Below are 24,321 nucleotides of genomic sequence, written 5' to 3' on the forward strand. Positions count from 1 at the left end.
TTTAACAACATCCTCTTGTCACTGAAACTAATACCTCTGATAACTGATGACTGACAACTATTTAGAGGATGTATCTGCTCAGGTCCTGATCTTTGACAATTTCCGACAATTCCGCTCTGACATACGCCGCATCAATAGTAATCTCATTTTTTTCGAGGTTAGGCGCGTCAAAAAAGAGGTTCTCGAAGAGTTTTTCCATGATAGTGTGCAGACGGCGTGCACCGATATCCTCAACTGACTCGTTAACTTGGAAGGCAAGCGCAGCGATCTCATCAATCGCATCATCGGTAATAGTCGCCTCAATACCTTCAGTACTTAGCAACGCAACATACTGTTTAACCAACGCGTTCTTCGGTTCCGTCAGAATAGATTTAAAGTCCTCCTTATTCAGACTCTTTAATTCGACTCGGATCGGAAACCTACCTTGTAGTTCCGGAATGAGGTCAGATGGGCTTGAAACGTGGAATGCACCGGCGGCGATAAACAGGATGTGATGCGTCCGGACCGCCCCGTATTTCGAGGTCACCGTGCTACCTTCGATAATAGGAAGGATATCCCGTTGCACACCTTCACGCGAAATGTCAGGTCCATGCCGAGATTCCCTGCCCGCAATCTTATCAATCTCGTCCAAAAAAACGATACCGGAATCTTCAACCCGTTGGATCGCTTCGGTGATGACGGCATCCATATCAATAAGTTTTTCAGATTCTTCCTGCATCAAGAGAATTCGCGCTTCAGAGACTGGAACTCTCCGTTTCTTCGTCTGATTCGGTAGGATGTTACTGAACATATCCTTGAAATTGATGTCCATCTCCTCAATACCGCCGGGCGAGAAGATTTCTACAAAGGGCATGTTCTGATGCTTCACATTGATTTCAACCGGTTTCTCCTCAAGTCTACCTTCTCGTAGCCACTCCCTAAATTTCTCTCTCGTTTTCAGATAACGTTCGCGCTCTTTCTCTCTGGCTTCCTCAGCTTCAACATCTACGTCGGGACCCAGGTCAAATGGGAGTTGCAGGACACCGTCATCCTCTTCCTCTGGCTCCTCAAGTGCATCATCTTCTTGTAAACGCGGCCGTCGTTGGAGAGAACGCGGAACTGGAAAAATGCAATCAAGCAGTCGTTCTTCAGTCGATTCCCGTGCTTTTTCTTCTACCGCCTCCGTTTGCTCGGCTTTGACACGGCTAATGGCTGTTTCAGTCAGGTCGCGGATCATGGATTCAACATCTCGACCCACGTAACCGATTTCGGTATACTTTGATGCCTCTACTTTGATGAAAGGCGCGTCAACAAGGCGCGCCAACCTGCGTGCAATTTCGGTTTTTCCCACGCCTGTTGAACCGATCATAATTATGTTTTTTGGCGACACTTCGTCCTGCATATCTTCTGCGAGCATCTGCCGCCGCGCACGGTTGCGAAGCGCGATGGCAACACAACGTTTCGCTTCAAACTGTCCAACGATATACTTATCTAATTCCTCGACAATCTGCCGAGGTGTAAGAGATGCTGCTAAAGTGTTCTCCTCGCGTTTTACTTTTGGTCTGTCCAAAGGTAAACCTCCGTAGAATTAACAATCCTATCGCCGTCTCATAACCGTTTTGTTTGGATAAAGCCCGGTATTTCTCCCGACAACCGTTTATTATGAGAGGGGCATCCATAATTAATGCGATGCTACTCGAATAGCATCGCATTAGGCATTTTAAGTCTATATCGTATCAATTTCAATTTTTCCATTCGTGTAAATACAGATTTCACTCGTCAGTTGAAGTGATTCTGAAATAATCTCTTTGGCAGTCAAGTCTGAGTATTTAAGGAGTGCCTTTGCTGCCGCCAAGGCAATGGAGCCACCGGAACCGATTGCCAGAACATCGTCGTCAGGCGAAATTACATCACCGCTCCCAGAAATGAGGTAACTATCGTCGATATCCGCGGCGATTAATAGGGCGTCTACCTGTCTCAAAACCCTATCGCTACGCCATTCCCGCGCAAGTTCCACCGCTGATTTCTGAAGGTTTCCACGATACTGTTCCAGTTTCTTCTCCAAATTCTCATAGAGGGTGATCGCATCCGAGGCGGAACCCGCGAAACCGATCAGCACCTTGTCGTTATGAATTTTGCGTACTTTGCGGGCACCGTGTTTAATCGCTGTATCCCCTAAAGTGACTTGACCATCACCACCGATCGCAACCTCACCATCACGGCGAACCGCTAAAATCGTTGTTGAACGAATACGCATTTTTAATTTATTACTCCTGGACTGCGCGTCCACTTCGTTCGGCGCAGGTTTTTGATGATCCTATGCATTATTCTTAAAATAGAACGGTAACGCGTTGATGAAATGAACCGACATCTTATCAACCCGCACCTATTGCCAAACATGAAACAGAAGGAAGCTGAAGAACTGCAGGGCTCCCATAAAGATCCCACACCGTATCCCAGCGACACCCGCGTGTTGTTCTCTCGGAAAACCACCCGCTACCCCGAAAAAGTAAGGGCACAGCAGGAAAGTCACCAAAAAAGAAACCGGCACAAAAACCGGTACAGATGCAATCTCTGGCATCCGATCCACCTGTGTTGCATTCCACAGCCACAAATGCGATTCCCCCAGCGCGTAAATAATGTTACTTCCTACCGCCGCACCGATGCCAGTGACAACCGCCGCCAGCATCGCAGTTCCCATAAAACCAATTCTCGGATTACCAACCCCAGACGTGAAATAGGTTTGGAAAATCGTTGTAAGTCGCTGATAGCAGTAGCCTGCCAGCGTCGCAAACACTATCCAATTCAGGATTATTCCAATCGGGGTCGTTAGATTCGCCAGAAAGTCTGGACGTAGGTAAAAAACCAAACCCGCTTGTCGCGAGAACAGCCAGTCCATCGGCACGTATGTCAACGCCGTCGCAATCCCAAAAATGGAACTATTTAAAAGGAACGAGGCATCTTCGTCATTCTGCCAAATACAATAAACGCACAAGAAGACTGCAATTAGCACATTTGGATAAAGCATCCAAATAGTCCCGATGCGACTTGCCATTAAGAACGTTAAAAGCGTCGTCCCTGTTACAGCAAAAACCGCTTTGTCCGTTTTGATACCCATATACCTCAGGTTCGATTCTCTCCTTCAAACTGAATCACGAGTTGGTCGCCGGTGAGTTTTGCACCAGTTGTTTTTTTGTTCGAGAGCGTCCGCGGCAACGCGATATGTTGCTTGAAGCCACCCACTGTCACAATTAACTCATCACCGTGTTTTGTCAATCCAATTTCCTCTTTGCTCAGAAACGGAAGACGCATAGACAACTGGTAGGCATCTGCCATTTTTTGGAATTGATACGGACGTTCTTCAGAGAACTGATCTGCGGGGTTAATCCCAGAATAGAGCGTGTCCGCCAATCGATGCAGTCCCTGTTCCCCTACAATTTCTTCCGTGAAGAGGTTCACCTTCCAAATCGGGACATCCGAAAAATAGTCCGTCGCCTCCTCAATATAGTGCTGTTGTGACTGCTTCCAAGCCTCAAAGTATGCCAAATCAACATCATCAGGAAAGATGCGGTTGATAATCACAGCGTCAATACACAACCCGTAGAGGCAAAAATACATAAATGCCCGCTGGGTCTCTTTGATAACGATTTTTTCCGGATTCGTCACTAAGCGGACCGTCGTAATTTTCGGATCTGTCAGGACCCCATCAATCCCTTCCAATTTATCGAATAAATCTTGAATATTCTGAAAATAATTATCTCGTGGAATCGGGACGGAACTCACCCGTTCGATGACCGGACCCGCAACTCTCGCAAGATTACGTTCCAATTTGAAAATGTGGCTCATGTACCACTCCAGCGTCGTCGGGATACTTACAAACCGAAGCGACTCACCGGTCGGGGCGCAATCAAGGATAATCACATCATAACTTTTTTCGCGAACATATTGATTGATGTACAGAAGCGCGCAAATTTCCTCCATTCCCGGAAATACCGCTATTTCCTCTGCGACGAGGCTGTCAAGTCCAGAACGATTCAACAACGAACGGATATAGCCATATACATCGTTCCAGTATTCAACAATTGCTTCTTGGACGTTAATTTCTTGTATCCAGAGGTTCTCTCTGATTTGGATCTGTCTCTCTTCGCTTTGGTGAACAAGTTTTTCATGGTTATCAAAAGCATCTCGGAGTGAATGCGCCACGTCAAGCGAAATGACAATCGTTCTGTAACCGAGTTCTGCGAGTTTGATACCCGTAGCCGCGGCAATCGTTGTTTTACCGACACCCCCTTTACCTGTGTAAAGAATAATTCGCATTATTTTTGATTTCCTATATCTTATTGTTAGTTTATCCAGAGGTATATTGTATATAGTATACCATAAAAAAGAGGGAATATGCAAAATAGAATAACGCGTTTTCCCAAGTAAATTGGGGATTTATTGATTGATCTGACCTATTACAATTATAATATAATACGTCTATATGACTATTCGCGGTTCAAACCTCAATTTTTACTTAATTCATATCTTAAATTGACAGTAAAATAAACAATTTTTGCTGCAGCGTGTCAAAGTAATTCTAAATCCACCATGGTGTGTAGGTTATGGGCTTTACTATGAAAACTGAGGTTTGGGCATCTCGTACAAATTAGCCACATTCGGATTGTATACTGCTCCAGCGGAACGGTATGTGAATAACCAAGTTAATTTCGTATTGTGCCAAAAACTTTACACACTTCAGAATTGTAAAAAATTTGACAAACATTCTCTTTATATGGTATAATATTACGCGGTTGTGTTCGCAATTATGAAAATACCTTTCTGAGAAAGGCACACCCGAACAAGAAACTACAAAAACAGTGTAAAGCAAAGCCAAATTTAACCACGTATCGGCTAAATTCGGTTGAAGGGACAGGAAATCATGGTACTCAAAACGAAAACCTATTTTCCGAAAACGGAAAAAGATATTAGATGGTATGTGGTGGACGCTGATGGACAGGTGCTCGGGCGTTTAGCATCCCGGATCGCACAGGTACTACGCGGAAAGAATGACCCGCGGTATACACCCCACGCCGATTTAGGTTTTCGCGTTGCTGTTGTGAATGCGGAAAAAGTGGTCGTCACAGGCGATAAAAGGGAACAGAAAACCTATTTTAGGCATAGCGGCTACCCCGGCGGCGATAAATATCGAACCTTCGATGAACAGATGGCTCGTAAACCAGAGGTAATTATCACCAACGCTGTTAAGGGGATGCTCCCAAAAAATCACCTCGGTCGACAACTGATGAAGGGACTCAGAGTTTACACCGGACCGACACACCCGCACCAAGCTCAGGAACCGGAAGTCTTAACACTTTAAGCTAAGTTGAGGAGTCGTCAACGCAAGAGACTCTTACCAACTACGGAGAGTACGAATAGTATGGCTATTGAACAATTCTGGGGAACCGGCAGACGCAAAACCTCGGTCGCGCGTGTCCGGATCATTCCCGGTGGTGAAGCCGGGGTTACCGTTAACAAAAAACCGATTCAAGAGTACTTTGAACGCGCAGACCACTGGCAGGCAGCACAACGCCCCATTGAGCATGTTGAGAAAATGGGCGAATACGCCATCCACGTCAACGTAAAAGGCGGTGGAAAGACTGGACAGTCCGGCGCAATCTCACACGGACTCGCACGCGCACTCGTCAAAGCGGATGAATCCTTAAAGCCTTCATTGAAAAAGGCAGGATTTTTAACGCGCGATTCGAGAATGGTCGAACGGAAGAAGTACGGACAGAAAGGCGCACGGGCACGCTTCCAATTCTCCAAGCGTTAGAATTGTTGAGTTCTTCGGACATTTACAACGTTTAACGCAAGTCTCCATCTCTCGCTGGCAGGGTTTCAATCCTCTTTGGAAACCCCTTCTGGAGTGCCACACGTGTATTCCTTCTCCGCCAGCAACAGCGTACCGTTTAATCATCAGTTTTACTATAATGTTAAAAGGGCGCGTAGGCTATAAAACAAACGCGGACAGGCATCGCGCCTACAAGCGTTTGTGAGTATCAAGAGGTTTCGCATGTCAAACATTGTCATCTTAGGCGCACAGTGGGGCGATGAAAGTAAAGGGAAATTGACCGATGTTTTTGCCGCAGATGCGGATATTGTCGCTCGCTATCAAGGCGGCGATAACGCAGGGCATACCATCGTTCTCGGAGAAAAAACGTTTATTCTCCACTTGATTCCATCTGGTATCCTGCGTCCCGATACTGTCAACGTTATCGGCAACGGTGTCGTCATTAATTTGGAAACACTTTTCGGTGAGATTGATCGGCTACAGGCACAGGATATTGAAGTCAGTAGCGATAACCTGAAAATCAGCGATCGCGCACATCTTATCATGCCATACCACAAGGTCGTTGAACAGTGGGAACAGATGGGGAGTGCAACCAAAATCGGAACTACCTCGCGTGGTATCGGTCCCACTTACTCCGATAAGATGAACCGACATGCTGGTATTCGCGTTGGCGACCTCCTTGAATTTGACCAGTTCCAAAAGAAGTTGGATTACAACCTCGAAGCCAAAGCAGACGCACTCCAAATAGGTGGACCCGAACGACACGTCCTGCTCGAAACTTATCACAGTTACGCACAGCGGATCGCACCCTATGTGACAGATACTGTCGCTTTCATGCACGACGCGCTCGCTTCCGAGAAACGGATCCTCTTTGAGGGCGCACAGGGGACTATGCTCGATATAGATTTCGGGACCTATCCCTACGTTACCTCTTCTAACTGCACCGCCGGTGCCGCTTGTACCGGACTCGGTATAGGACCGAAAGCAATTGAGGAGATACTCGGTGTTTCCAAAGCCTACGTCACACGCGTCGGCGGCGGTCCATTCCCCACCGAGATGCCTCCTGACTTAGATGAGAAAATTCGGGAAATCGGCAAAGAGTATGGTGCCACGACGCGCCGTCCAAGACGCTGCGGCTGGTTAGACCTCGTCGCACTCCGATATGCCGCACAAATTAACGGATTAACTGCTATTGCGATGACAAAATTGGATGTATTTGATACCCTCGACGATCTCCAGGTCTGTGTCGCCTATCGGTACAAAGGTAAACAAACAACGGCTTTCCCAAGTAGTCTGCAGGTCTTGGAGGAATGCGAACCCGTCTACGAAACATTACCCGGATGGCAGCAATCCTTGACCGAAGCACGCACCGCCGAGGACATTCCGCAGCGCACTAAAGATTACATCGCATATGTCGCAGATTATCTTGACGTGCCAATTCCAATTATCTCCGTCGGACCCGACAGAGATCAGATCGTGCAACTCGGACGTTCCCTTTGGTAATTGACACACTCCCTACGGCTAAATAATACAAGTTGCTACTAACAAGTTTTGAAGGTTCAAAGAGATTTGTCACGCATTTTCCTCACTCCAGATGGGTGATATTGCTTCGCAGTGAGAATAGAAAAGGCTTGGGTGTTTCCCCGCGTATTTCTTTAACATCTGCATGGAATAAGTGGTCTAAAATTTCTGAATTTTAATTTGACATCCGCCTTAAAGTATGGTATTATTAAATGTTGTGAGTTTGAGCCGTTAGCTCAGCTGGTAGAGCATCTGACTTTTAATCAGGTGGTCACAGGTTCGATCCCTGTACGGCTCACATATGTACGGCTCACATTCTTCCGCCCCCGTCGTCTAGCCTGGCCAAGGACACCGCCCTTTCACGGCGGCGACACGAGTTCAAATCTCGTCGGGGGTATCTCACTCAAAGCAAACGCAAAAATAGTTCCTTTAAAAGACAAGCCTCTGTTGCCAGGGGGCTTGTCTTTTTGTTACCAAACTCAGACTGAATTCTTTTCTGTTCTATGCTACAATCTTTTTATAGGACTTCTCCTCTCGCTGGCGAGGTTTCCTAACCTCGCCAACTATAAGGTATATAGGTTTTACTATGAAGAAGTCAAAGGAACTCTTACATGAACAACACGAGTATCACCCGCTCGATTTTACTGCTAATCTTTCTCTGGACTGGCTCCGGTATTTGCCAAACACTACCAGATAACACCACCTTCTATGGTACGTTCGTTGATACCCAAGATGGGCATCCTATTCCCGAGGTCCTCGTGCGCGTTGATGCTGAAAAAATTGAGCAGGCCTATCCTGATCGGGAGTTCGCACACGCAACCGTAACGGACGCGAAAGGCACTTTTTCGATTACCATTCCCAGCGAAAACCAAACCTACCACGCCTTCTCACTCATGGCACTCCATCCACAGTATCAAGCGAAACGCTTACGAAAGGAAATGTCCCCCAGTAAAAGCAAATATAATGTGGGGGTGATTGCGTTGAGACGGACACTCCCCTTACAAGGCAACGTTTCTGGTGAGAAAAATGTCGTTGGACTTGTTGTGAACCTGAAAATGCACGACAAATCAGCGGACTTCTTTCGCGCCGCTGCACCGATTGAACACGCTGTGAAGACCGATCCGACGGGAAATTTCCATTTTGCCGAGCTCTACCCAATCGAATACACCTTGACAATTTCCCGGAACGGTCTTATCATAGCCTTTATAGAGTCCATTCATCCACAAAAACAGGCACAGGTTTCTATCCGCCTACCACAATTGCAGACCTTACGCGGCACAGTTGTCGATGCGCAAGAACGACCCATAGCAGATGCCCAGATCCACGCAACTCGGCACACTGAAACTGGGCACGGGGTACGCCTCTCATCAGCGCAAACAAACGAGGCAGGCAACTTTCAGATGGAAGTCGTAGAGACTGAGCCGCGACTTCTCTCACTTGAAGTCAGCAAAAAGGGATTCTTTTCAAGAGTATACCAGAACGTAGACATCGGTAAGATGCCGCCAATTTTACCACTCAAGGAAGGGGCGAGTATTAAAGGGCGTGTGACCCTCCCGCAGAATATACCGCCCGATGGGCAGTATGCTGTGAAAGTGTTCTCCATAGACGCACCGATGGAGCCAAGCCTGAATCCGTTAGTATTATACAAACCCATTTTGTCAAGACACTTTCCTGTGACGGAATCTACTTTTGTTGTTGATGGACTATTTGCGGAAAAATATACGCTCTATATCGTTGGAGACGGCATCTCGGCAACCCGATTTGACGCGGACGTCTTGATGAATCCTGAACAGTTCCCTGTTATAGCCGATCAACCCACGACAACACTACAAGGACAAATTTTCTGGGCAGATACAGGTCAGCCTGTCCACGATGCCATCATTTCGCGTTCATGGTATCCTTGGGAATTACACCCGTATGATATGTCAATGACACTGGATCGATTTGAAGTAAAAACGGACACACATGGCAAATTTGAATTCCACAATCTAACACAGGCGAGTTATCAACTTCATATCCGTGCTGTTGATGCAGTATTTGAAGGGACGGCAGAACGTTATCAACGGACACTGATTCACAAACAGGTTGAAATTCCTGCCTCTGATACCGAATATCGCATCTACATAGGCAGGCGAGACGGCACCCCCTTTGCAAAGTAGTAGGCATGCTCCGCGGGTTCTCCGTTACTAATAATAGACAATATGACATCCACGCATGACACATAAACACTTCTTTACACACACACTCACAACAATGATCCTTATCTTATTTCTCCTTCTTCCCGCAAATGCTGGCTTGCACGGCATACTCAAAGATGGAGAAAGAATCATCCTTCAGGAAATTGCCATTCCTGAAGCCGCAGGCGACTACTACCGAAGACCCGGCAAATTAATAGCATCCGAAGGCGAAAATCGCTGGTTCGGACCGGAAATCGACAGCCGAGTGCTTTGTCACATGATTGCGCACCCATTTAACGACGCAGGATTTTTTGACATCATCTATACCAGAGAAGAAGCCAAAGTCTGGCCCTCCTCAAGACCCGGGAGAGTCTGGTGGTATCGGAAACAGGAGTGGCGTTTCGCAACTGCCGACACACCTTGGGGCACAGACACCGTTCGCCTCATCCTCGTATCCGAGATCGGTTGGACAGATATCGACTCCGGAAACAGCACTACTGGATTCCCTTGGAGCGGATTCGAGGAACACTGGCGCGATGGAGACTTCGTGAAATCCAAAGCCGAAATAATCGGTTACTACCCCTACGAGCGCAACGGCAAAAGATACCTCGCGCCGAAGTATTACAAAAGTGGAACCTTGGACTACATCTGTGCGACTGGGACAGGACGGCTTAACTTGAAGGTACTCGGTCACACCGAAGGACACTTTACAGATCCAGTATTTCGTTCCAAATCTAACCAACTCAGTCGCCGCGAAAAAGGCACAGATAATTGGTACGACTGTCTGCCCTTAAAATAACCGAATTATAATTCGCTGGCGGGGTTCTAACCCCACACCATAATTTGCTGGCGAGGTTTCTAACCTTGTTCCTGTGAACGAAATGAAAAACATCACGCGCACATTCAACGCACTCATTATCGTTTATATCTTTCTCCTTTCGGCGGGGAACACGAATGCCGCTTTCTGGGAAGACCACTTTGAACAAGAGGCAGTAGATGACTGGCAGCACATGGGAAACGATTCCGTCTGGAGGGTCGAGGATGGGTTTTTAAGGGCAGAAATTCAGGCACAGAACCAATGGAGTATCATATTTGAACGCTACCAACTCATCGCCTATCCCGGTCCCTATAATGATTTTACAATTACCCTTGAAACCGTCGGCGCGGCGCAAGCGCGATTCGGCATTGCACTCGCAAAGCACTTCCAAAATCCTGTGGCCGAGGTAGCGGAGAACGGCTACTACCTCTTTTTCACAAACGATATGCAAGCCTCAAGAGACAGCGGCGTGTTTGTGGGACCCGAACGACGCTGGGACACCGACGCACTCCAACAAATGGAACTCCACTTCAAGGACGGCAGATTCCAATTGAATGCGGATGGCGAATCACGCCTCGACTTCAGGGACGCGAACTTCGATCACATTGATACCATCGCCTTCGTACTCGCCGGATTTGTCACAGAGGACGTTAACACAGGGAGTGCGTGGGTAGACACGTTTACGATTGACGGACTCTCAGTCTCACCGAAACGAAAATTAACAACCACATGGGCACACTTGAAGCAGCAGCCTTGATATTTGTTGGTTGGCGATTAGCAATTATGGTAGATATCAGAATTAAGTAGACACTTCGGAGTCGGTGCGGTTAGGAAACCGTACCTACTTTCTAATCAAAAACGGAGCCCGCAACAACGGCGCGGGGTTTTTGCTTGGGCGTTTCTTCAACTCGAATACGAGAACCTTCAAAGTTCATAAGGGTCTTTCTTATCCGCAAGGTAAAATTAAAAGATGTTGCGTAAAAACTTGGATCTGATTTTTAATGCATTTCTACTCGTTGTGGTGCTTGCCATTGCGTTTTGGACCACCTACGCCGGAGCGAGATTGAACCCTGGGGAAAGTGCGAGACCCGCAAATTCAGGGTTCTACTATAGAACCCCGGGTGTAAGCGGCACGTGGTTCGGACCTGAAATCAACTCGCTTACCCTCTGCTCCGGTGTCCACAACCCTTTTAACAATAGAGGGCGGTTCGACATCGTAGAAACCATCGAAAATGCCGCGGTGTCCCGTTCAAGTATCCGAGGCGCGCTCCGTTGGTATCGTGGACAACGGTGGTATTTCGGCACGGACGACACGCCGTGGGAGACAAACTTCTCCTACATTACGCTCCGCGACGATTTAGGATGGGATGAAATTAGTGTAGGGGGAGGAACAACCGGCTATCCGTGGAGCGGCATCGAACGACACTGGCGGGACGGGAATATTATCCGAGCACAAGCCTCTGTCATCGGCTGGCGGCGGTATGCCCGAGGTGCAGAACGATGGGTCTGTCCGATGTACTACAAAATCGGAGGGTGGGAAGGCGAAACCCTTGAAGTCAACTGCAAAACCCTCAGAACATGGTTTCCCCCGGATTGGAACGTCCTGAAACAGAAAGATGGAGACTTCGGTCCCCCTGTTGAGCGCGAACCCGGGGTCCTGAGTCGAAAAGGAAAGAAAACACAACAGTGGTACGACTGCATCAAAATCAATTAGGAATCTCTTGCTGACTGCTGATGGATACCGACTGCCAACGGTAGGAGGGATCTCCGAATCCCCACTCTTACTGACCGCTGACTGCTGATTGCCGACAACTATCTTATGCTAAACAAAAACACAACACTTCTCATACTGTTTTATACGCTCATTCACTGTCCCCTTTCTGTCTTCGCCGAGACGTGGCACGACGATTTCGATGCGGAAAAACCCGATGCGTGGCGGGTCGTCGGGAACGATTCCATCTGGAAAATCAGCGACGGTTTCTTACACGCGGAGGTCAACCGGGACTGGGATGTCCAATACGAACTCTACCAATTCATCGCGCGCCCACCCCCCTACAGAAACTTCACAATCACGATAAACGACTTCGGTGGCGACAAAACACGTTTCGGTTTTTGTGTAGGACGCCGCTTTCCCGACACTCCAGAAGAAGATCCCTTCTTCTACGTGTTTTTCCCCGATGAAATCAGGGCAAGGCGTTTCGATGGTAAAGGGAGCAGCCACCCCTTCCGAACTCGGCTCTCCAGAGAACCACGCACCCGCTGGGAAACGGATGTCCTCTCAAAGATGGAACTGCAATTTAATGCCGGGCATTTCGTGTTGTTGACAGACGGTAAACTCCGGACAGCATTTCAGGATGCGAACTTTGATAAGATCGAAATTCTCGGTTTCGTCATGGAAGGCATCAACATCGCAAACGAGTGGGTCGGCGCGGCGTGGGCGGATTCCTTCACCATTTCTGGTCTGAACGTCGCTCCAGAGATAAGATTAACCCTAATTTGGGGAAGACTCAAGCAAAGATAAAAAACACCCAGTTCAAGAACGGCGTAGGCGGCTCGTAAGAGAGGCTGCCGATCTACAGACCGCCTTTATTCCTCCGCAAGGTAAGTTTAAAATTTAGTAATTTCATAAATGGCAGCCTGCAACAACGGCGCAGGCGACTCGTGAGGAAGACAGTCGTTCTGCGAATCACCTTTATTACTCGGCGAGGTGGGTTTAAATCTTAGTGGTTCTGTAAACGGCAGCCTGCAACAACGGCGCAGGCGACTCGTGAGAAAGGCAGTTGTTCTAAAACCCCCTTCATTACTCCGCAAGGTAAAATTAAAAATTCGCAAGATAAACTTAAAAATTCGCAAGGTAAGTTTAAAAAATGTTGGAAAAAGAATTTAGGAATGAAGACCCATCAAGTAAAATTATCGTTCTTGCCTCACTGATCGTTTCCCTTATGGGGGGCGGTGCCCTTGCCGTTAAAATCGGGCTCCAAGGCTTCCCACCGCTAAAAATGGCACTCTTCCGTTGCATATTGGGAATTATTGCTGTTGGCGGAATAGGATTCTATTATGGGATGTCCATGCGGATGCGTTTCGAGGAACTCCGTCGGTTGCTGCTGATTGCCGTCCTCTACGCCCTACATACGATTACCTTGAACATCGGCACCCAATTCACAACAGCCTCTCGGGCAACCATTTTTTTCTATCTCTACCCATTCTTCACAGTCCTGTTCGGACACTTCTATCTTCCAAGCGATCGACTCTCTGCCACGAAAACAGTGGGAATTTTCATCGCCTTCGGTGGCGTTTTTCTCTCGCTCATGCCGGATTTACAAGGTCTTTCTACAGGATACCTCATCGGCGACCTGATCGTAACCCTTGGATCGTGTTTCTTGGGACTCCGCATCACAGTGACAAAGATGTTCGTTCAGGAGATTCACCCCTACCGACTCCTCGTCTGGCTGTTAGGTCTAAACATTCCGTGCTTTTATGTCCTGAGCCTCATTTTTGAGGGCGATAAGCCGATCGGATGGACGTTAGAAAGTACTGCAGGATTGCTCTACCAAGGGTGGATTATTACAGGTTTCTGTTTTTTGGTGTTGACATCCCTACTAAGAAAATACAAGGCAAGCAAATTGGTAATTTTAGGTTTCCTAATGCCAGTATCGGGTGTTCTGTTCAGCTATCTAATTTTAGGGGAGGAACTGACCGCCGGCTTGTTGGCAGGTACTGGATTAGTAGCAATCGGGATTTACCTTGTGAACAGGCAGCCTTAAAACGTGCACAAGCGACGGGGAATACGTAGAAGTTGCACATGATAACTCGAAAAGAAATCGCAATTAATAGTTTTGGACATAAAAAAAATTGAAAAAAAGGCGATAACCCCTTGATTTTATTCGGTTTATAGCACTTTTGTGCTATTTTGGAGGAAAGGAAATGATCATGAAAAAGAGAGGCATCTTTGAGGAAGTGGATAGCCTCACGCAACAGGAGCTGGAAGCGTTGCAGAGTCAAGACTTCCCTGAAGTCAAAACTTCGCCGAGTTACGTCAGTAGATTTTTACAATGGCTCCGGCATGCCTTTAATGTTTAGAGATATTCCAGTTCAATTAAGCTGAAAAACAGGCATATCAACAATAGATATTGTTCTTAAGCCATCGTTTATGTCCAAACGCACACTCCTCACAACCATCGTCATCCCCGCACTGCTCATCTCAGGGCTTATCATCTTCCTCATCAACAACCGAGAGGAACCCTCAGCCGAACTCGTCCTGACACAGCAACAGATTCACTTCGGAACACTCCGAGAATGGGAGGGACCCGTAACACGCTCCGTAACAGCACGAAACGTAGGCAAATACCCACTCCACATCCAAAGGATTCACATAGGGTGCAGCTACGCCGAAATCACAGGACCAGGGGTCATCCAACCCGATACAGAAGCCACATTCCAGATACGCCTCAACCCAGAACGTCTGCCCGATGACGAGACCTCAGCAACCGCCACTATCTTCACAGACAGCCCCAAGACCCCGATTGTGTATCTCACAATTGTTGCTATAGCTAAACGATTCGCGACACTCACGCCGAACATTTGTGAGTTTGGTGATATTCACCCCGATACGATGTATCAAAAGACCATTGATCTCACTGTGAATGCCCCCCTTGACACATCGGACATCCGCCTTCTCCCATCCGGACATGAAGCACTCACAGGGGAGATAACACCCAATCTGCAGACAGATACCTCTCTCATTACAATCCAACTCGGTCCTCTGAAAGACAAAGGTGCCTTTTCATCGCTACTCACTGTCCATTTCCCAAACCAACGAACACTCACCCTCCTTGTCACCGCCGAAGTCGTCCCAACTGACCGCCAACGATAGAAGGAATCTCCGAACCCCGGTTCTTTCTGACTGCTGATGGCTGACTGCCATTCTTCTGATAACCAATAAACACTTGACAAAAACCTCCAAATTGTCGTATCATTAAATACAAGAACACGCAAAAAAGCAGAAGAACCCCTTCATGGAAAAACGCTACTTCGATTTCAGGGATATTTTCCAAGTTATCCGCTACGGATTCAGTGGGCGAAAGATCGCAGTTCATTTCATCGGACTCGTTCTCGCATATCTAATCTATGAAACTTTGGTGTATCTCAGTCTCGTCATTGTAGGAGGCACCGCCGTGCAGGACTTCTGGAATAAGTATGCACTCCTACCCCTACCACCCTTCGGTGATGCAGGACTGACGCAGACAACTGAAATCGCAATGTGGATAGGGATAATTGGCTTCGCCTGCATCTTCTTCTTAGCAAGCACCGTGGCTTCCAAAATCACCATTGAACAACTCCGCGGGGAGATCTTCTTTTCGGTCGGAGATGCCTTAAATTTTCTCAAGGGGCATTGGAAATCCGTTTTCGGCGCGTTTATCGGCTTACTTCTCATCCAAATATTTCTCGCGATAATCCCCCTCAGCATCGCGGGGCTCGCGAAGTTACCAGCAGTGGGAAAACCGTTTCTCATGCTCACCTCACTGCTCATGCCAATCGGATTTTTCCTCGGTCTCCTGATGGCGTTGATAGCGATCGTTTTCAGTGTCAGTTTACTCTTTGTGCCAGCCGTTGCCGCAACGACAGGTGCCGATGCGTTTGAAATCATTTATCAGCAATTCGCCATCGTTTGGAACAAACCTTGGCTGTTAGTGTGTTATGAGGCGATGTTGCTCCTTATCAAATTTATTTTTGTCCCCATTTGGGCGTTCTTTTGTCTCACAGGCTTTTCCATCGTGATACTGCCGACACGTCTCTTCCATACCGAAGCGATGCAACAGTTCATGAGCTACGCGAACTTATGGCTCGGTGGGGCTGTCGAAAGGATAGCAACACTACACTATATTAACAGTCTCGGGATCTTCAACACCGGTACAAGCGATCAAATGCTGACACTAACAGGGATAGCGACAATTACGACCCCAGTGACCGCTATTTTCCTGACGATCACGCTCCTCATGAGTGTGGGATTGATAATTGCATATCTGTTTTCAATCGCTTCCGCCGGAAACACGATAATTTATACAATAGTGCGAAAGAAAATCGACGGACAGAATTTGTGAGTCCCATCCGAATCGCAAGTGCCTGGAACGAACGGGACATGAATGCCAAGTCAATCGTGGCTTGGAGATATATCGCCTTCACAGCGTGAAAGGTGCCAAGGAGCAGTAGTTAAAAAGATGTTCCAAAAAATGATAACCAAAGTCTTCGGCAGCAAAGAAGATCGCGACGTCAGAAAATTTCGCGACATTGTCGAAGCCGTCAACCAGCGCGAACCTGAAACCAAAAAACTCACCGACGCACAACTGCAATCCAAAACACCGGAGTTTCGCCGACAGTTAGATGCCGGGGCATCGCTTGATGACCTCTTACCTGATGCCTTCGCTGTCACCCGTGAAGCCGCCGTGCGAACCTTAAACCAGCGACACTACGATGTCCAAATTATGGGAGGTGTCGCACTCCATCAAGGCAGTATCGCAGAGATGCGCACAGGTGAAGGCAAAACCCTTACCTCAACTCTCGCCGTCTACCTGAACGCTTTGACTGGAAAAGGTGTACATCTTGCCACCGTCAATGACTACCTTGCACGCCGAGATGCCGAATGGATGGGCAGGATTTACAACTTTCTCGGACTCTCCGTTGGATTGACACTCAGCCTAATGCCGAAGGAACAGAAAAGGCTCGGCTACAAATCAGACATCATCTACGGCGTTCACAGCGAATTTGGATTCGATTACCTCTGGGACAACAAATCACTCTCAGTTGAAGATAAGGTCCAGCGTGGGCATGTCTACGCCATCCTTGACGAAGTTGACAGCATCCTCATTGATGAATCCCGGACCCCACTCATCATCTCAGAACCCTCCGGTAAACCACCAGAACTTTACAGACAAATTAACAGCGTTGTCGCACAACTCCGAGAGGGTGAACACTTTCAAATCGATCAACAGGGGAAATCACGCGGCAGTGTAACCCTTACCGATGAAGGCGTTGAGGAGGTCGAACGTCGTCTCGGCGTAGGGAATCTCTATGAACACACGAACATCGCTATGGTGCATCACGTCAATCAGGCACTCTCCGCGCACCATCTCTATAAGCTCGATGTCGATTACCTCGTTGAAAATGGCGAAGTCCTCCTCGTTGACGAATTCACAGGACGAAAACAGATTGGGAGACGGCTCAGCGAGGGACTCCATCAAGCAATCGAAGCAAAGGAACGCGTCAAAGTCGTCGAGGAAAGCGAAACTGGAGCGAAAATTACCTACCAAAACTACTTCCGTATGTACGACAAACTCGCAGGTATGACAGGGACCGCCGCGACGGAAGCCAACGAATTCGCACACATCTACGGATTAGAGGTCTCCGTTATCCCGACCAACGAACCGATGATCCGGATGGACAATCCCGATCAAATTTACAGCACTGAAGACGCAAAATACAACGCCGTTCTGGAAGATATCGTCGAACAGACCGAAAAGGGGCGGCCAGTCCTTGTGGGCACTGTGTCGATTGAAAATTCCGAGAAATTGAGCAAAATGCTCAGAACCAAACACCGAAAAATTCGACATCAGGTTCTGAATGCCAAAGAGCACACACGCGAAGCCGACATCATCGCGCAAGCGGGGATCCCCGGTGCTGTGACAATCGCAACGAATATGGCAGGTAGGGGTGTAGACATTCTCCTTGGTGGTAACCCCGAGGGAATGGCGATGGAAACGCTCCGGAAACAGAAAGCGAAGACAGAAGCACTCTCCCCGGAGTCCGAAGAATACCAAGCCGCACTCGCAGAAGCGGAAGCCATTTGCGACGAAAGCAGAGAGAAGGTATTAGCCGCTGGCGGACTTCATATTATTGGTACTGAACGCCACGAGTCCCGCCGTATTGATAACCAACTTCGTGGTCGTGCCGGTAGACAGGGAGATCCAGGCTCATCTCGATTCTATCTCTCCCTTGAAGACGAATTGATGCGAAAATTCGGATCTGAACGTTTGCAAGGGTTAATGTCTCGCGTCGGAATAGAGGAAGATGTTCCGTTAGAGCATCCATGGGTCACCAAATCCATTGAGAAAGCACAGACGCGTGTTGAACAGATGTATTTTGAGATCCGAAAAAATCTCCTCAAATTCGATGACGTCATGGATACACAGCGCGACACCATCTACACCTTGCGTGACACCGTTTTGGCTGCTGCCACAGATGTCGCCGAATTATCAGAAGAATACGAAGAGACAACCGAAGAGGGAGGACTCGCCGCACTCGCTGACAAGGATGCCAAAGCCCCGACCTCTCTCAAAACTACAATTTGGGGGATGATTGAGAGGGTCGTCAGAGATGCAATTGAGGACAATATGGGAGAAAAGGCGGAAAGCCCCCTTGAGACACCTGATAGGTTTCAACAGTGGTTGACGACGACATTTCCAATCGAGCCAATATGGAAAACGCCCTTGGCACAAGCGAGTCCCGAGGATGTTCAAGAACAAACGCTGGAGGTTTTGCGTGCCGCTTATGAAGAACGCGAAACCGAAATGGGTCCAGAGATGATGCGTGTCCTCGAACGTCTACTCCTTTTGGATAGAATTGATGATCATTGGAAGGAACACCTCCATAACATCGACTATATTGAGGAGGGGATTCGGTTCGGTGCAGGATATGGTGGCAAAGATCCGATCGTCGTTTTCAAAAACGAAGCACTCTCTGTCTTTGAAAGTATGTATCAACAGATTGAGGAACAGGTCAGTGAGTTTATCTTCAAATCTCGCGTCAATACCGAGGCACCGCGCAGGGTTCCGAATCGACGAACGGGTAGACAGCGTAGACCACAGCCGAGGGCACCGCGAGGTAACAGCGCAGCCGCAGCCAATGATAATGCTGAATTTGCTTCACAACAGGCAATGGGGAACATGCCGAAGGTCGGTAGAAATGCACCTTGTCCATGCGGAAGCGGCAAGAAATATAAGAGATGCCACGGTGGTTAAAACTTTGCACTAAATCTGTAGCCTGCAACAATACGCAGAAACACCTAAGCGAAAACACGCAGGCGGGTCTACGGAGAGGCAGGTAAAAGTTCAAACCCACCTGACCGAACCGCAAGGTAAAATTAAAAAATGAACTGGAGGGGTTTTTGCTTGGGTGTTTCTTCAGATCTGCGGAGAGGATCGTTGTTCATTCAGGCGACCTCACCGAACCGCAAGGAATAATTAAAATTTGTATTCAGTTAAGGTTCAAGATTGTAGCCCGTAATGAAATGGAGGGCGGCTCTACGGAGAGGATCATTGTTCATTCAAGCGACCTCACCGAACCGCAAGGAATAATTAAAATTTCAAAAACGCTACTTGAGATTCTGGCGTGTCCAGCATGTAAAGGTGGAATAGAACACGATGAAGCAGGACAGAAACTGGTATGTGTCGGCGAATGTCACCGTCGCTATCCGATCCGTGAAGGCATCCCAGTCATGCTGATTGATGAAGCGGAATTACCCGACGAAAAACTTGGCGAATGAAGATGTCCGATAGTTAAAAAGATGAAGATTCTATTTTTAAGCCTCCGATGTCCGTATCCACCGCATCGGGGTGATCGGATCCGGTCTTACAATTTTATTAAACAACTTTCGAAACAACATGCCGTAACGCTCGTTTACTTTGCAGAATCTGAAAGCGATATTGAATCCGCGAAGCATTTAGAACCTTTTTGTGAACGCGTAGAATGGGTCCGTTTTCATCGTTCTTTTGCTTTCATGAATACAGGGATCCACTGCTTATCGCGTCGTCCCCTTCAGTTGCATTACTGGTACGCGCCCCAGATGCAACGCAAGATTAACCAACTCCTCGAGCAAGAAGACTTTGAATTGATTCACGCACAACTCTTTCGGATGGGACAATACGTGGCGGAAGTCCAGGGTCCCACCAAAGTCTTAGATTTGTGTGATTCATTGGCACTAAATCTCAGTCGCCGCGCCGAACTTGAAAGCAATCCGTGGCTTGCAAAAATTAAATTAGATTGCACTCCGAAGCGTTTTTTGGTAAAATTAGAAGAAAAGCGGGTCCGGCGTTACGAAGTCAACATTATGAAGGCTTTTGACTGCGGCACCGTTGTCGCACGTTTTGATCAGGACTATCTCCTGAAGCAGGACAACAGTCTAAATCTGTCGATAGTTCCAATGGGGGTCGATCTCGGGTATTTTCAACCGAAGCCAACAACACACTCCGCACCGTTGATGCTCTTTACCGGCACAATGAACTATTTTCCGAACTCGGATGCTGCGATCTATTTTTGTAACGAAATTTTTCCACGTATCCGAGAAAGTCATCCAAACGCGCAGTTTTATATAGTAGGCAATCATCCATCGGATCAGGTAAAGCGGCTTGAGACACACGACGGTGTAGTCGTTACAGGTTATGTCCCGGACGTTCGTCCCTATTTTGAAAAGGCATCTGTTTTTGTTGCCCCTTTACGTGCAGGGTCAGGCATACAAACAAAGAATCTGGAGGCAATGGCGATGGGAGTCCCAGTCGTCACAACCTCCGTCGGCGCAATGGGGTTGGAGGCAGACATCGGCAAGGAATTGCTTGTTGCCGATACTCCTGTCGACTTCGCAAAACAGGTCATTCATTTACTGAATAATCAGCAGTCGCGAGAGACCCTCGCCCAAACTGCCAGAACCCGTGTCGAAACCAATTATAGTTGGGAAGCCATCGGCGAACGCTTAAAGCACGTCTATGCACAAGCAGTTCATACACGGGAAATTTAATTTTACCTTGCGGCGTATTGTCCCACAGGTTTCCTCTATAGGAGACTGCGCAAAGATCATTTGAACTGTTGCGTGCGTTCCATCTATTCGTCCTCCACTTCGTTACGGACTATAATGTATAGTGATCTATAGCACGCCCTTACAAGAAGGTAGCTTGCAACAACGGCGTAAGCGGACCTTAAGCGGAAACATCTATGAAACAAATTGCTTTATTTAACGGCTTGCGACTAATTATAAATTTGAGGAGGGAATATGGATAAACCGAAAATAAAATGGAGTTTTACAATTGTTGTTGATGTGCTTCTCGTCAACTTCGCATTTCTATTCGCTTATTTGACCAGCAGGCAACTCGGCTTTGATTTTTTAGAACAATCCACAGTGCTCTCCACCATACTGCAGAATGCTGACATATCTCCCTTCCAACCACAGCATGTTATCGGATTCGGTATCGCCACTGCTGTCACTATAGTCCGTATCGGTTTACTACTGGCTTTCAATCTCTACAAACCGATATGGCAATATGCCGCAGCTCAGGAATTTCGCACGTTGGCAACCGCGATTATCGTTGCGACTGTAGGACTCATTGGGCTTTCAATGCTACTGAAAATTGCTTGGGTCCTCTTCTTAATCGATGGATTTTATAACTTCGCACTCATCGGGTTTACCAAGTTTTCTGCACAAATCTTCCAGCGAGATAAAGGGGCGCTACACAGAAGATCCCAAAGCAATAAAGGTGCCATAGGACTACACTCCGAATCGCAGCCGTCCATGCAAAGACCGCCAACAAAAGTCCTTATTGTTGGCGCAGGTGAAACAGGTATCGGTGTGCTCCGCGCCCTTAGGAACCACCCTGAAAAAGGCTACGTACCAATCGGCTTCATTGACGATGCACCACACAAGGTCGGCAGAAGTGTCGCAGGGCTTGAAGTATTGGGCACGACCCGCGATCTAACCTATATTGCTCGCAAGCGCGAGATTGATGAAGTCGTCATCGCTATCCCTTCAGCACCAGGTGGTAAAATTCGTGATATTATCCGACAGTGCGAATACCGCGGATGTCAGTTTAAAATCGTCCCGAACATTCATGCCATCCTTGAAGGACGAGCCAGCGTCAGTCAGATTCGGGAAGTCCGATTTGAGGATCTTCTGAATCGGTCTACCTCCCAAATGGACCTCGCTGAAGTCTCTAAATATCTTTCAGGAAAACGCGTGATGGTAACCGGAGCAGGTGGCTCAATCGGGTCTGAACTCTGTCGCCAAGTGGCGAAACTCGACCCCGAACTCCTTATTCTCTTCGGGCGCGGTGAAAACAGTCTCTACCATACAGATATAGAACTCCGAGAGTCCGAACCGCAGCTCAATCGCGCTTTAGTTATCGGCGACATCCGGGATAATGCGAAAGTTTCACAAGTTACACGTAAATATCGTCCTGATATTATTTTCCACGCTGCTGCACACAAGCATGTTAAATTCATGGAGAACCATCCCGATGAAGCCGTCAAAAACAACATACTTGGCACGCAAAACCTCATCAATGCAGCAATTGAGCATGAGGTAGAGGCTTTCATCCTCGTCTCATCGGATAAAGCCGTGAACCCAACGAGCGTTTACGGCGCATCCAAACGTGTGACAGAGAAATTGGTTCAATGCAAAGCGAAGCAGAACCGCACCCGATTTATCGCTGTCCGCTTCGGGAACGTTATTGGAAGTCGGGCAAGTGTAATCCCGAACTTCAAACGGCAAATCGCTAAGGGGGGCCCCGTCACCGTCACACATCGCGAAGCGACGCGCTATTTTATGACGATCCCAGAAGCGGTGCAACTTCTCATCCAAGCAGGGGCTATGGGAAACGATGGCGAAATTCTGATGTTAGACATGGGGGAACCCATTAAAATTCTTGACCTCGCCCAAGATCTTATCCGACTTTCTGGGCTTGAAGTCGACACGGACATCAAAATTGAATTTACAGGGTTGGAACCGGGCGAAAAGTTGTACGAGGAACTTCTGACCCCTCAAGAGGGTGTTACAGCAACAAAACACCAGCGCATTTTCGTCGCACAGTTGGAGCAGATAGAGGAACGCCAACTCCTTTCCCAGATAGGAGAACTCTCACAACTCGCAGACGCATTGGATTCAGAAGGTATTGTTTCTAAATTCCAAGAATTGGTCCCAACATACCAGCCGAACCGCGCATTTCTCACAGATAGCGATGAAGATAGCGCGTCTGATATTATCCAGTTTCCTACGGAAACGGAGACGGAAACCGTCAGAGCAAACCGCCGTTAGTTTTTTGCCTATTGAATCTGGAAATCGCTCCAAATGTAAATGCAGAAAACCGAAGCCATTCAATAGCGAGTAGCGTATGGAGGACAAATTATGCCATTTAAGGCATAATTTCGTTTCGCGGTGGTTTCTGGTCAAGTGAGGGTTGAATCCGGAACAAGGGGAATTCTATGGATCATACGAAGCGTTTCGCGGTAGACTCTCAAAATGTGATAAAGTTCAACCGCGACTGGGCAAAACGAACCTTCGATGTCCTATTCGCGACAATTGGATTCCTGTTTTTGTCCCCCCTTTTTTTCCTTGGGAGCCTGCTCGCAAAATTTCAGTCAAAAGGACCTGTATTTTACAAGGCAAAGCGCGTCGGCAGAGGCGAAACTATCTTTGAAATGTATAAATTCAGGACCATGGTAGTCAACGCCGATGCGATCGGTGGTAGCTTGACAACCTATAGGGATGAACGGATTACACCTATTGGTAGGTTCTTGCGGTGGACAAAGTTGGACGAACTCCCAAACTTAATCAACGTTATCAAAGGTGAAATGAGTCTCATTGGACCACGTCCAGAGGCACCCGATTACGTCAAGCACTACACACAGACGCAGAAACAGGTCCTACAAGTGAAGCCAGGAATGACCGGTCCATCACAGCTCGCGAATCGCGATGAAGAGGAGAAACTCAAAGGTCAACTCGATGCGGAGCATTACTACATAACAGAGTTGATGCCAAAAAAGCTTGCGTTGGATCTCCACTATATTGCAACACAGAGCATCGCTGCTGATATAGGGTGGTTGCTAAAAACTTTTTGGGTGGTCATCTTCACACCGCGCCGCTCCAAATGAGGAATAAAGGTAAAATCGGTTATCGGTGAAGAGGTTTTCGTTAGCTCCAAGCATATAGCCTGCAACAATACGCAGAAATACCCAAG

At 47.7% G+C, this 24,321-nt stretch carries 21 protein-coding genes and 2 tRNA genes; 19 read left to right on the plus strand and 4 right to left on the minus strand.

Going from position 1 to position 24,321, the window contains the following annotated elements; translation table 11 throughout:
* Positions 1 to 61 precede the first annotated feature (61 nt).
* The 4 genes from hslU to J4G07_07570 form a co-directional block, all read right to left on the minus strand.
* On the minus strand, positions 62 to 1,549 hold the full coding sequence (gene hslU / locus J4G07_07555; GenBank protein MCE2413843.1) for an ATP-dependent protease ATPase subunit HslU: 1,488 nt from the start codon (positions 1,547 to 1,549) through the stop codon (positions 62 to 64).
* A 156-nt stretch (positions 1,550 to 1,705) separates the two neighbouring features.
* On the minus strand, positions 1,706 to 2,236 hold the full coding sequence (gene hslV, locus J4G07_07560) for an ATP-dependent protease subunit HslV (protein ID MCE2413844.1): 531 nt from the start codon (positions 2,234 to 2,236) through the stop codon (positions 1,706 to 1,708).
* 129 nt (positions 2,237 to 2,365) lie between these two features.
* Complete coding sequence (locus J4G07_07565) at positions 2,366 to 3,097, minus strand: hypothetical protein (protein MCE2413845.1); 732 nt, start codon at positions 3,095 to 3,097, stop codon at positions 2,366 to 2,368.
* 5 nt (positions 3,098 to 3,102) lie between these two features.
* Positions 3,103 to 4,296, minus strand: coding sequence for an ArsA family ATPase (locus J4G07_07570; GenBank protein MCE2413846.1), 1,194 nt, complete (start codon positions 4,294 to 4,296; stop codon positions 3,103 to 3,105).
* 604 nt (positions 4,297 to 4,900) lie between these two features.
* On the opposite strand from J4G07_07570, the gene rplM reads away from it, so the two are divergent.
* From rplM to J4G07_07665, 19 genes are all read left to right on the plus strand, one after another.
* On the plus strand, positions 4,901 to 5,338 hold the full coding sequence (gene rplM, locus J4G07_07575) for a 50S ribosomal protein L13 (protein MCE2413847.1): 438 nt from the start codon (positions 4,901 to 4,903) through the stop codon (positions 5,336 to 5,338).
* Positions 5,339 to 5,398: 60 nt separating this feature from the next.
* Entirely contained in the window at positions 5,399 to 5,794 is a 396-nt protein-coding gene (gene rpsI / locus J4G07_07580) for a 30S ribosomal protein S9 (GenBank protein MCE2413848.1), read from the plus strand.
* 240 nt (positions 5,795 to 6,034) lie between these two features.
* Positions 6,035 to 7,315, plus strand: a complete 1,281-nt coding sequence (locus tag J4G07_07585; GenBank protein ID MCE2413849.1) for an adenylosuccinate synthase — start codon at positions 6,035 to 6,037, stop codon at positions 7,313 to 7,315.
* Positions 7,316 to 7,558: 243 nt separating this feature from the next.
* Positions 7,559 to 7,631 (plus strand) — tRNA-Lys (locus tag J4G07_07590).
* Positions 7,632 to 7,655: 24 nt separating this feature from the next.
* Positions 7,656 to 7,730: transfer RNA gene (locus tag J4G07_07595), tRNA-Glu, on the plus strand.
* Between the two features lie 214 nt (positions 7,731 to 7,944).
* Positions 7,945 to 9,492 carry a carboxypeptidase regulatory-like domain-containing protein gene (locus J4G07_07600; protein MCE2413850.1) on the plus strand — a complete coding sequence of 516 codons (1,548 nt, stop codon included), beginning with the start codon at positions 7,945 to 7,947 and terminating at the stop codon, positions 9,490 to 9,492.
* 55 nt (positions 9,493 to 9,547) lie between these two features.
* Positions 9,548 to 10,309 (plus strand): hypothetical protein, encoded by a 762-nt coding sequence (locus J4G07_07605; GenBank protein MCE2413851.1) that lies wholly within the window; start codon positions 9,548 to 9,550, stop codon positions 10,307 to 10,309.
* 82 nt (positions 10,310 to 10,391) lie between these two features.
* Positions 10,392 to 11,084 carry a hypothetical protein gene (locus J4G07_07610; GenBank protein ID MCE2413852.1) on the plus strand — a complete coding sequence of 231 codons (693 nt, stop codon included), beginning with the start codon at positions 10,392 to 10,394 and terminating at the stop codon, positions 11,082 to 11,084.
* 213 nt (positions 11,085 to 11,297) lie between these two features.
* Positions 11,298 to 12,041 carry a hypothetical protein gene (locus J4G07_07615; protein MCE2413853.1) on the plus strand — a complete coding sequence of 248 codons (744 nt, stop codon included), beginning with the start codon at positions 11,298 to 11,300 and terminating at the stop codon, positions 12,039 to 12,041.
* 105 nt (positions 12,042 to 12,146) lie between these two features.
* Complete coding sequence (locus J4G07_07620) at positions 12,147 to 12,848, plus strand: hypothetical protein (GenBank protein ID MCE2413854.1); 702 nt, start codon at positions 12,147 to 12,149, stop codon at positions 12,846 to 12,848.
* Between the two features lie 346 nt (positions 12,849 to 13,194).
* Positions 13,195 to 14,091, plus strand: a complete 897-nt coding sequence (locus tag J4G07_07625; GenBank protein ID MCE2413855.1) for a DMT family transporter — start codon at positions 13,195 to 13,197, stop codon at positions 14,089 to 14,091.
* Between the two features lie 166 nt (positions 14,092 to 14,257).
* Positions 14,258 to 14,407: a hypothetical protein gene (locus tag J4G07_07630; protein MCE2413856.1), complete on the plus strand. Its 150-nt coding sequence runs from the start codon at positions 14,258 to 14,260 to the stop codon at positions 14,405 to 14,407.
* Positions 14,408 to 14,477: 70 nt separating this feature from the next.
* Positions 14,478 to 15,200, plus strand: coding sequence for a DUF1573 domain-containing protein (locus J4G07_07635; protein MCE2413857.1), 723 nt, complete (start codon positions 14,478 to 14,480; stop codon positions 15,198 to 15,200).
* Positions 15,201 to 15,342: 142 nt separating this feature from the next.
* Complete coding sequence (locus J4G07_07640) at positions 15,343 to 16,428, plus strand: hypothetical protein (GenBank protein MCE2413858.1); 1,086 nt, start codon at positions 15,343 to 15,345, stop codon at positions 16,426 to 16,428.
* 117 nt (positions 16,429 to 16,545) lie between these two features.
* Positions 16,546 to 19,341, plus strand: a complete 2,796-nt coding sequence (gene secA / locus J4G07_07645; protein ID MCE2413859.1) for a preprotein translocase subunit SecA — start codon at positions 16,546 to 16,548, stop codon at positions 19,339 to 19,341.
* A 269-nt stretch (positions 19,342 to 19,610) separates the two neighbouring features.
* Positions 19,611 to 19,865 carry a Trm112 family protein gene (locus tag J4G07_07650; GenBank protein MCE2413860.1) on the plus strand — a complete coding sequence of 85 codons (255 nt, stop codon included), beginning with the start codon at positions 19,611 to 19,613 and terminating at the stop codon, positions 19,863 to 19,865.
* A 21-nt stretch (positions 19,866 to 19,886) separates the two neighbouring features.
* The gene (locus J4G07_07655) at positions 19,887 to 21,113 is read left to right on the plus strand and encodes a TIGR03087 family PEP-CTERM/XrtA system glycosyltransferase (protein ID MCE2413861.1); all 1,227 of its coding nucleotides are present in this window, start codon (positions 19,887 to 19,889) and stop codon (positions 21,111 to 21,113) included.
* Positions 21,114 to 21,365: 252 nt separating this feature from the next.
* The gene (locus J4G07_07660) at positions 21,366 to 23,399 is read left to right on the plus strand and encodes a polysaccharide biosynthesis protein (GenBank protein MCE2413862.1); all 2,034 of its coding nucleotides are present in this window, start codon (positions 21,366 to 21,368) and stop codon (positions 23,397 to 23,399) included.
* Between the two features lie 167 nt (positions 23,400 to 23,566).
* Positions 23,567 to 24,235 (plus strand): sugar transferase, encoded by a 669-nt coding sequence (locus tag J4G07_07665; GenBank protein MCE2413863.1) that lies wholly within the window; start codon positions 23,567 to 23,569, stop codon positions 24,233 to 24,235.
* Positions 24,236 to 24,321: the final 86 nt, after the last annotated feature.

It is taken from the genome of Candidatus Poribacteria bacterium (genome assembly GCA_021295715.1).
In the GTDB taxonomy this organism is placed as follows: domain Bacteria; phylum Poribacteria; class WGA-4E; order WGA-4E; family WGA-3G; genus WGA-3G.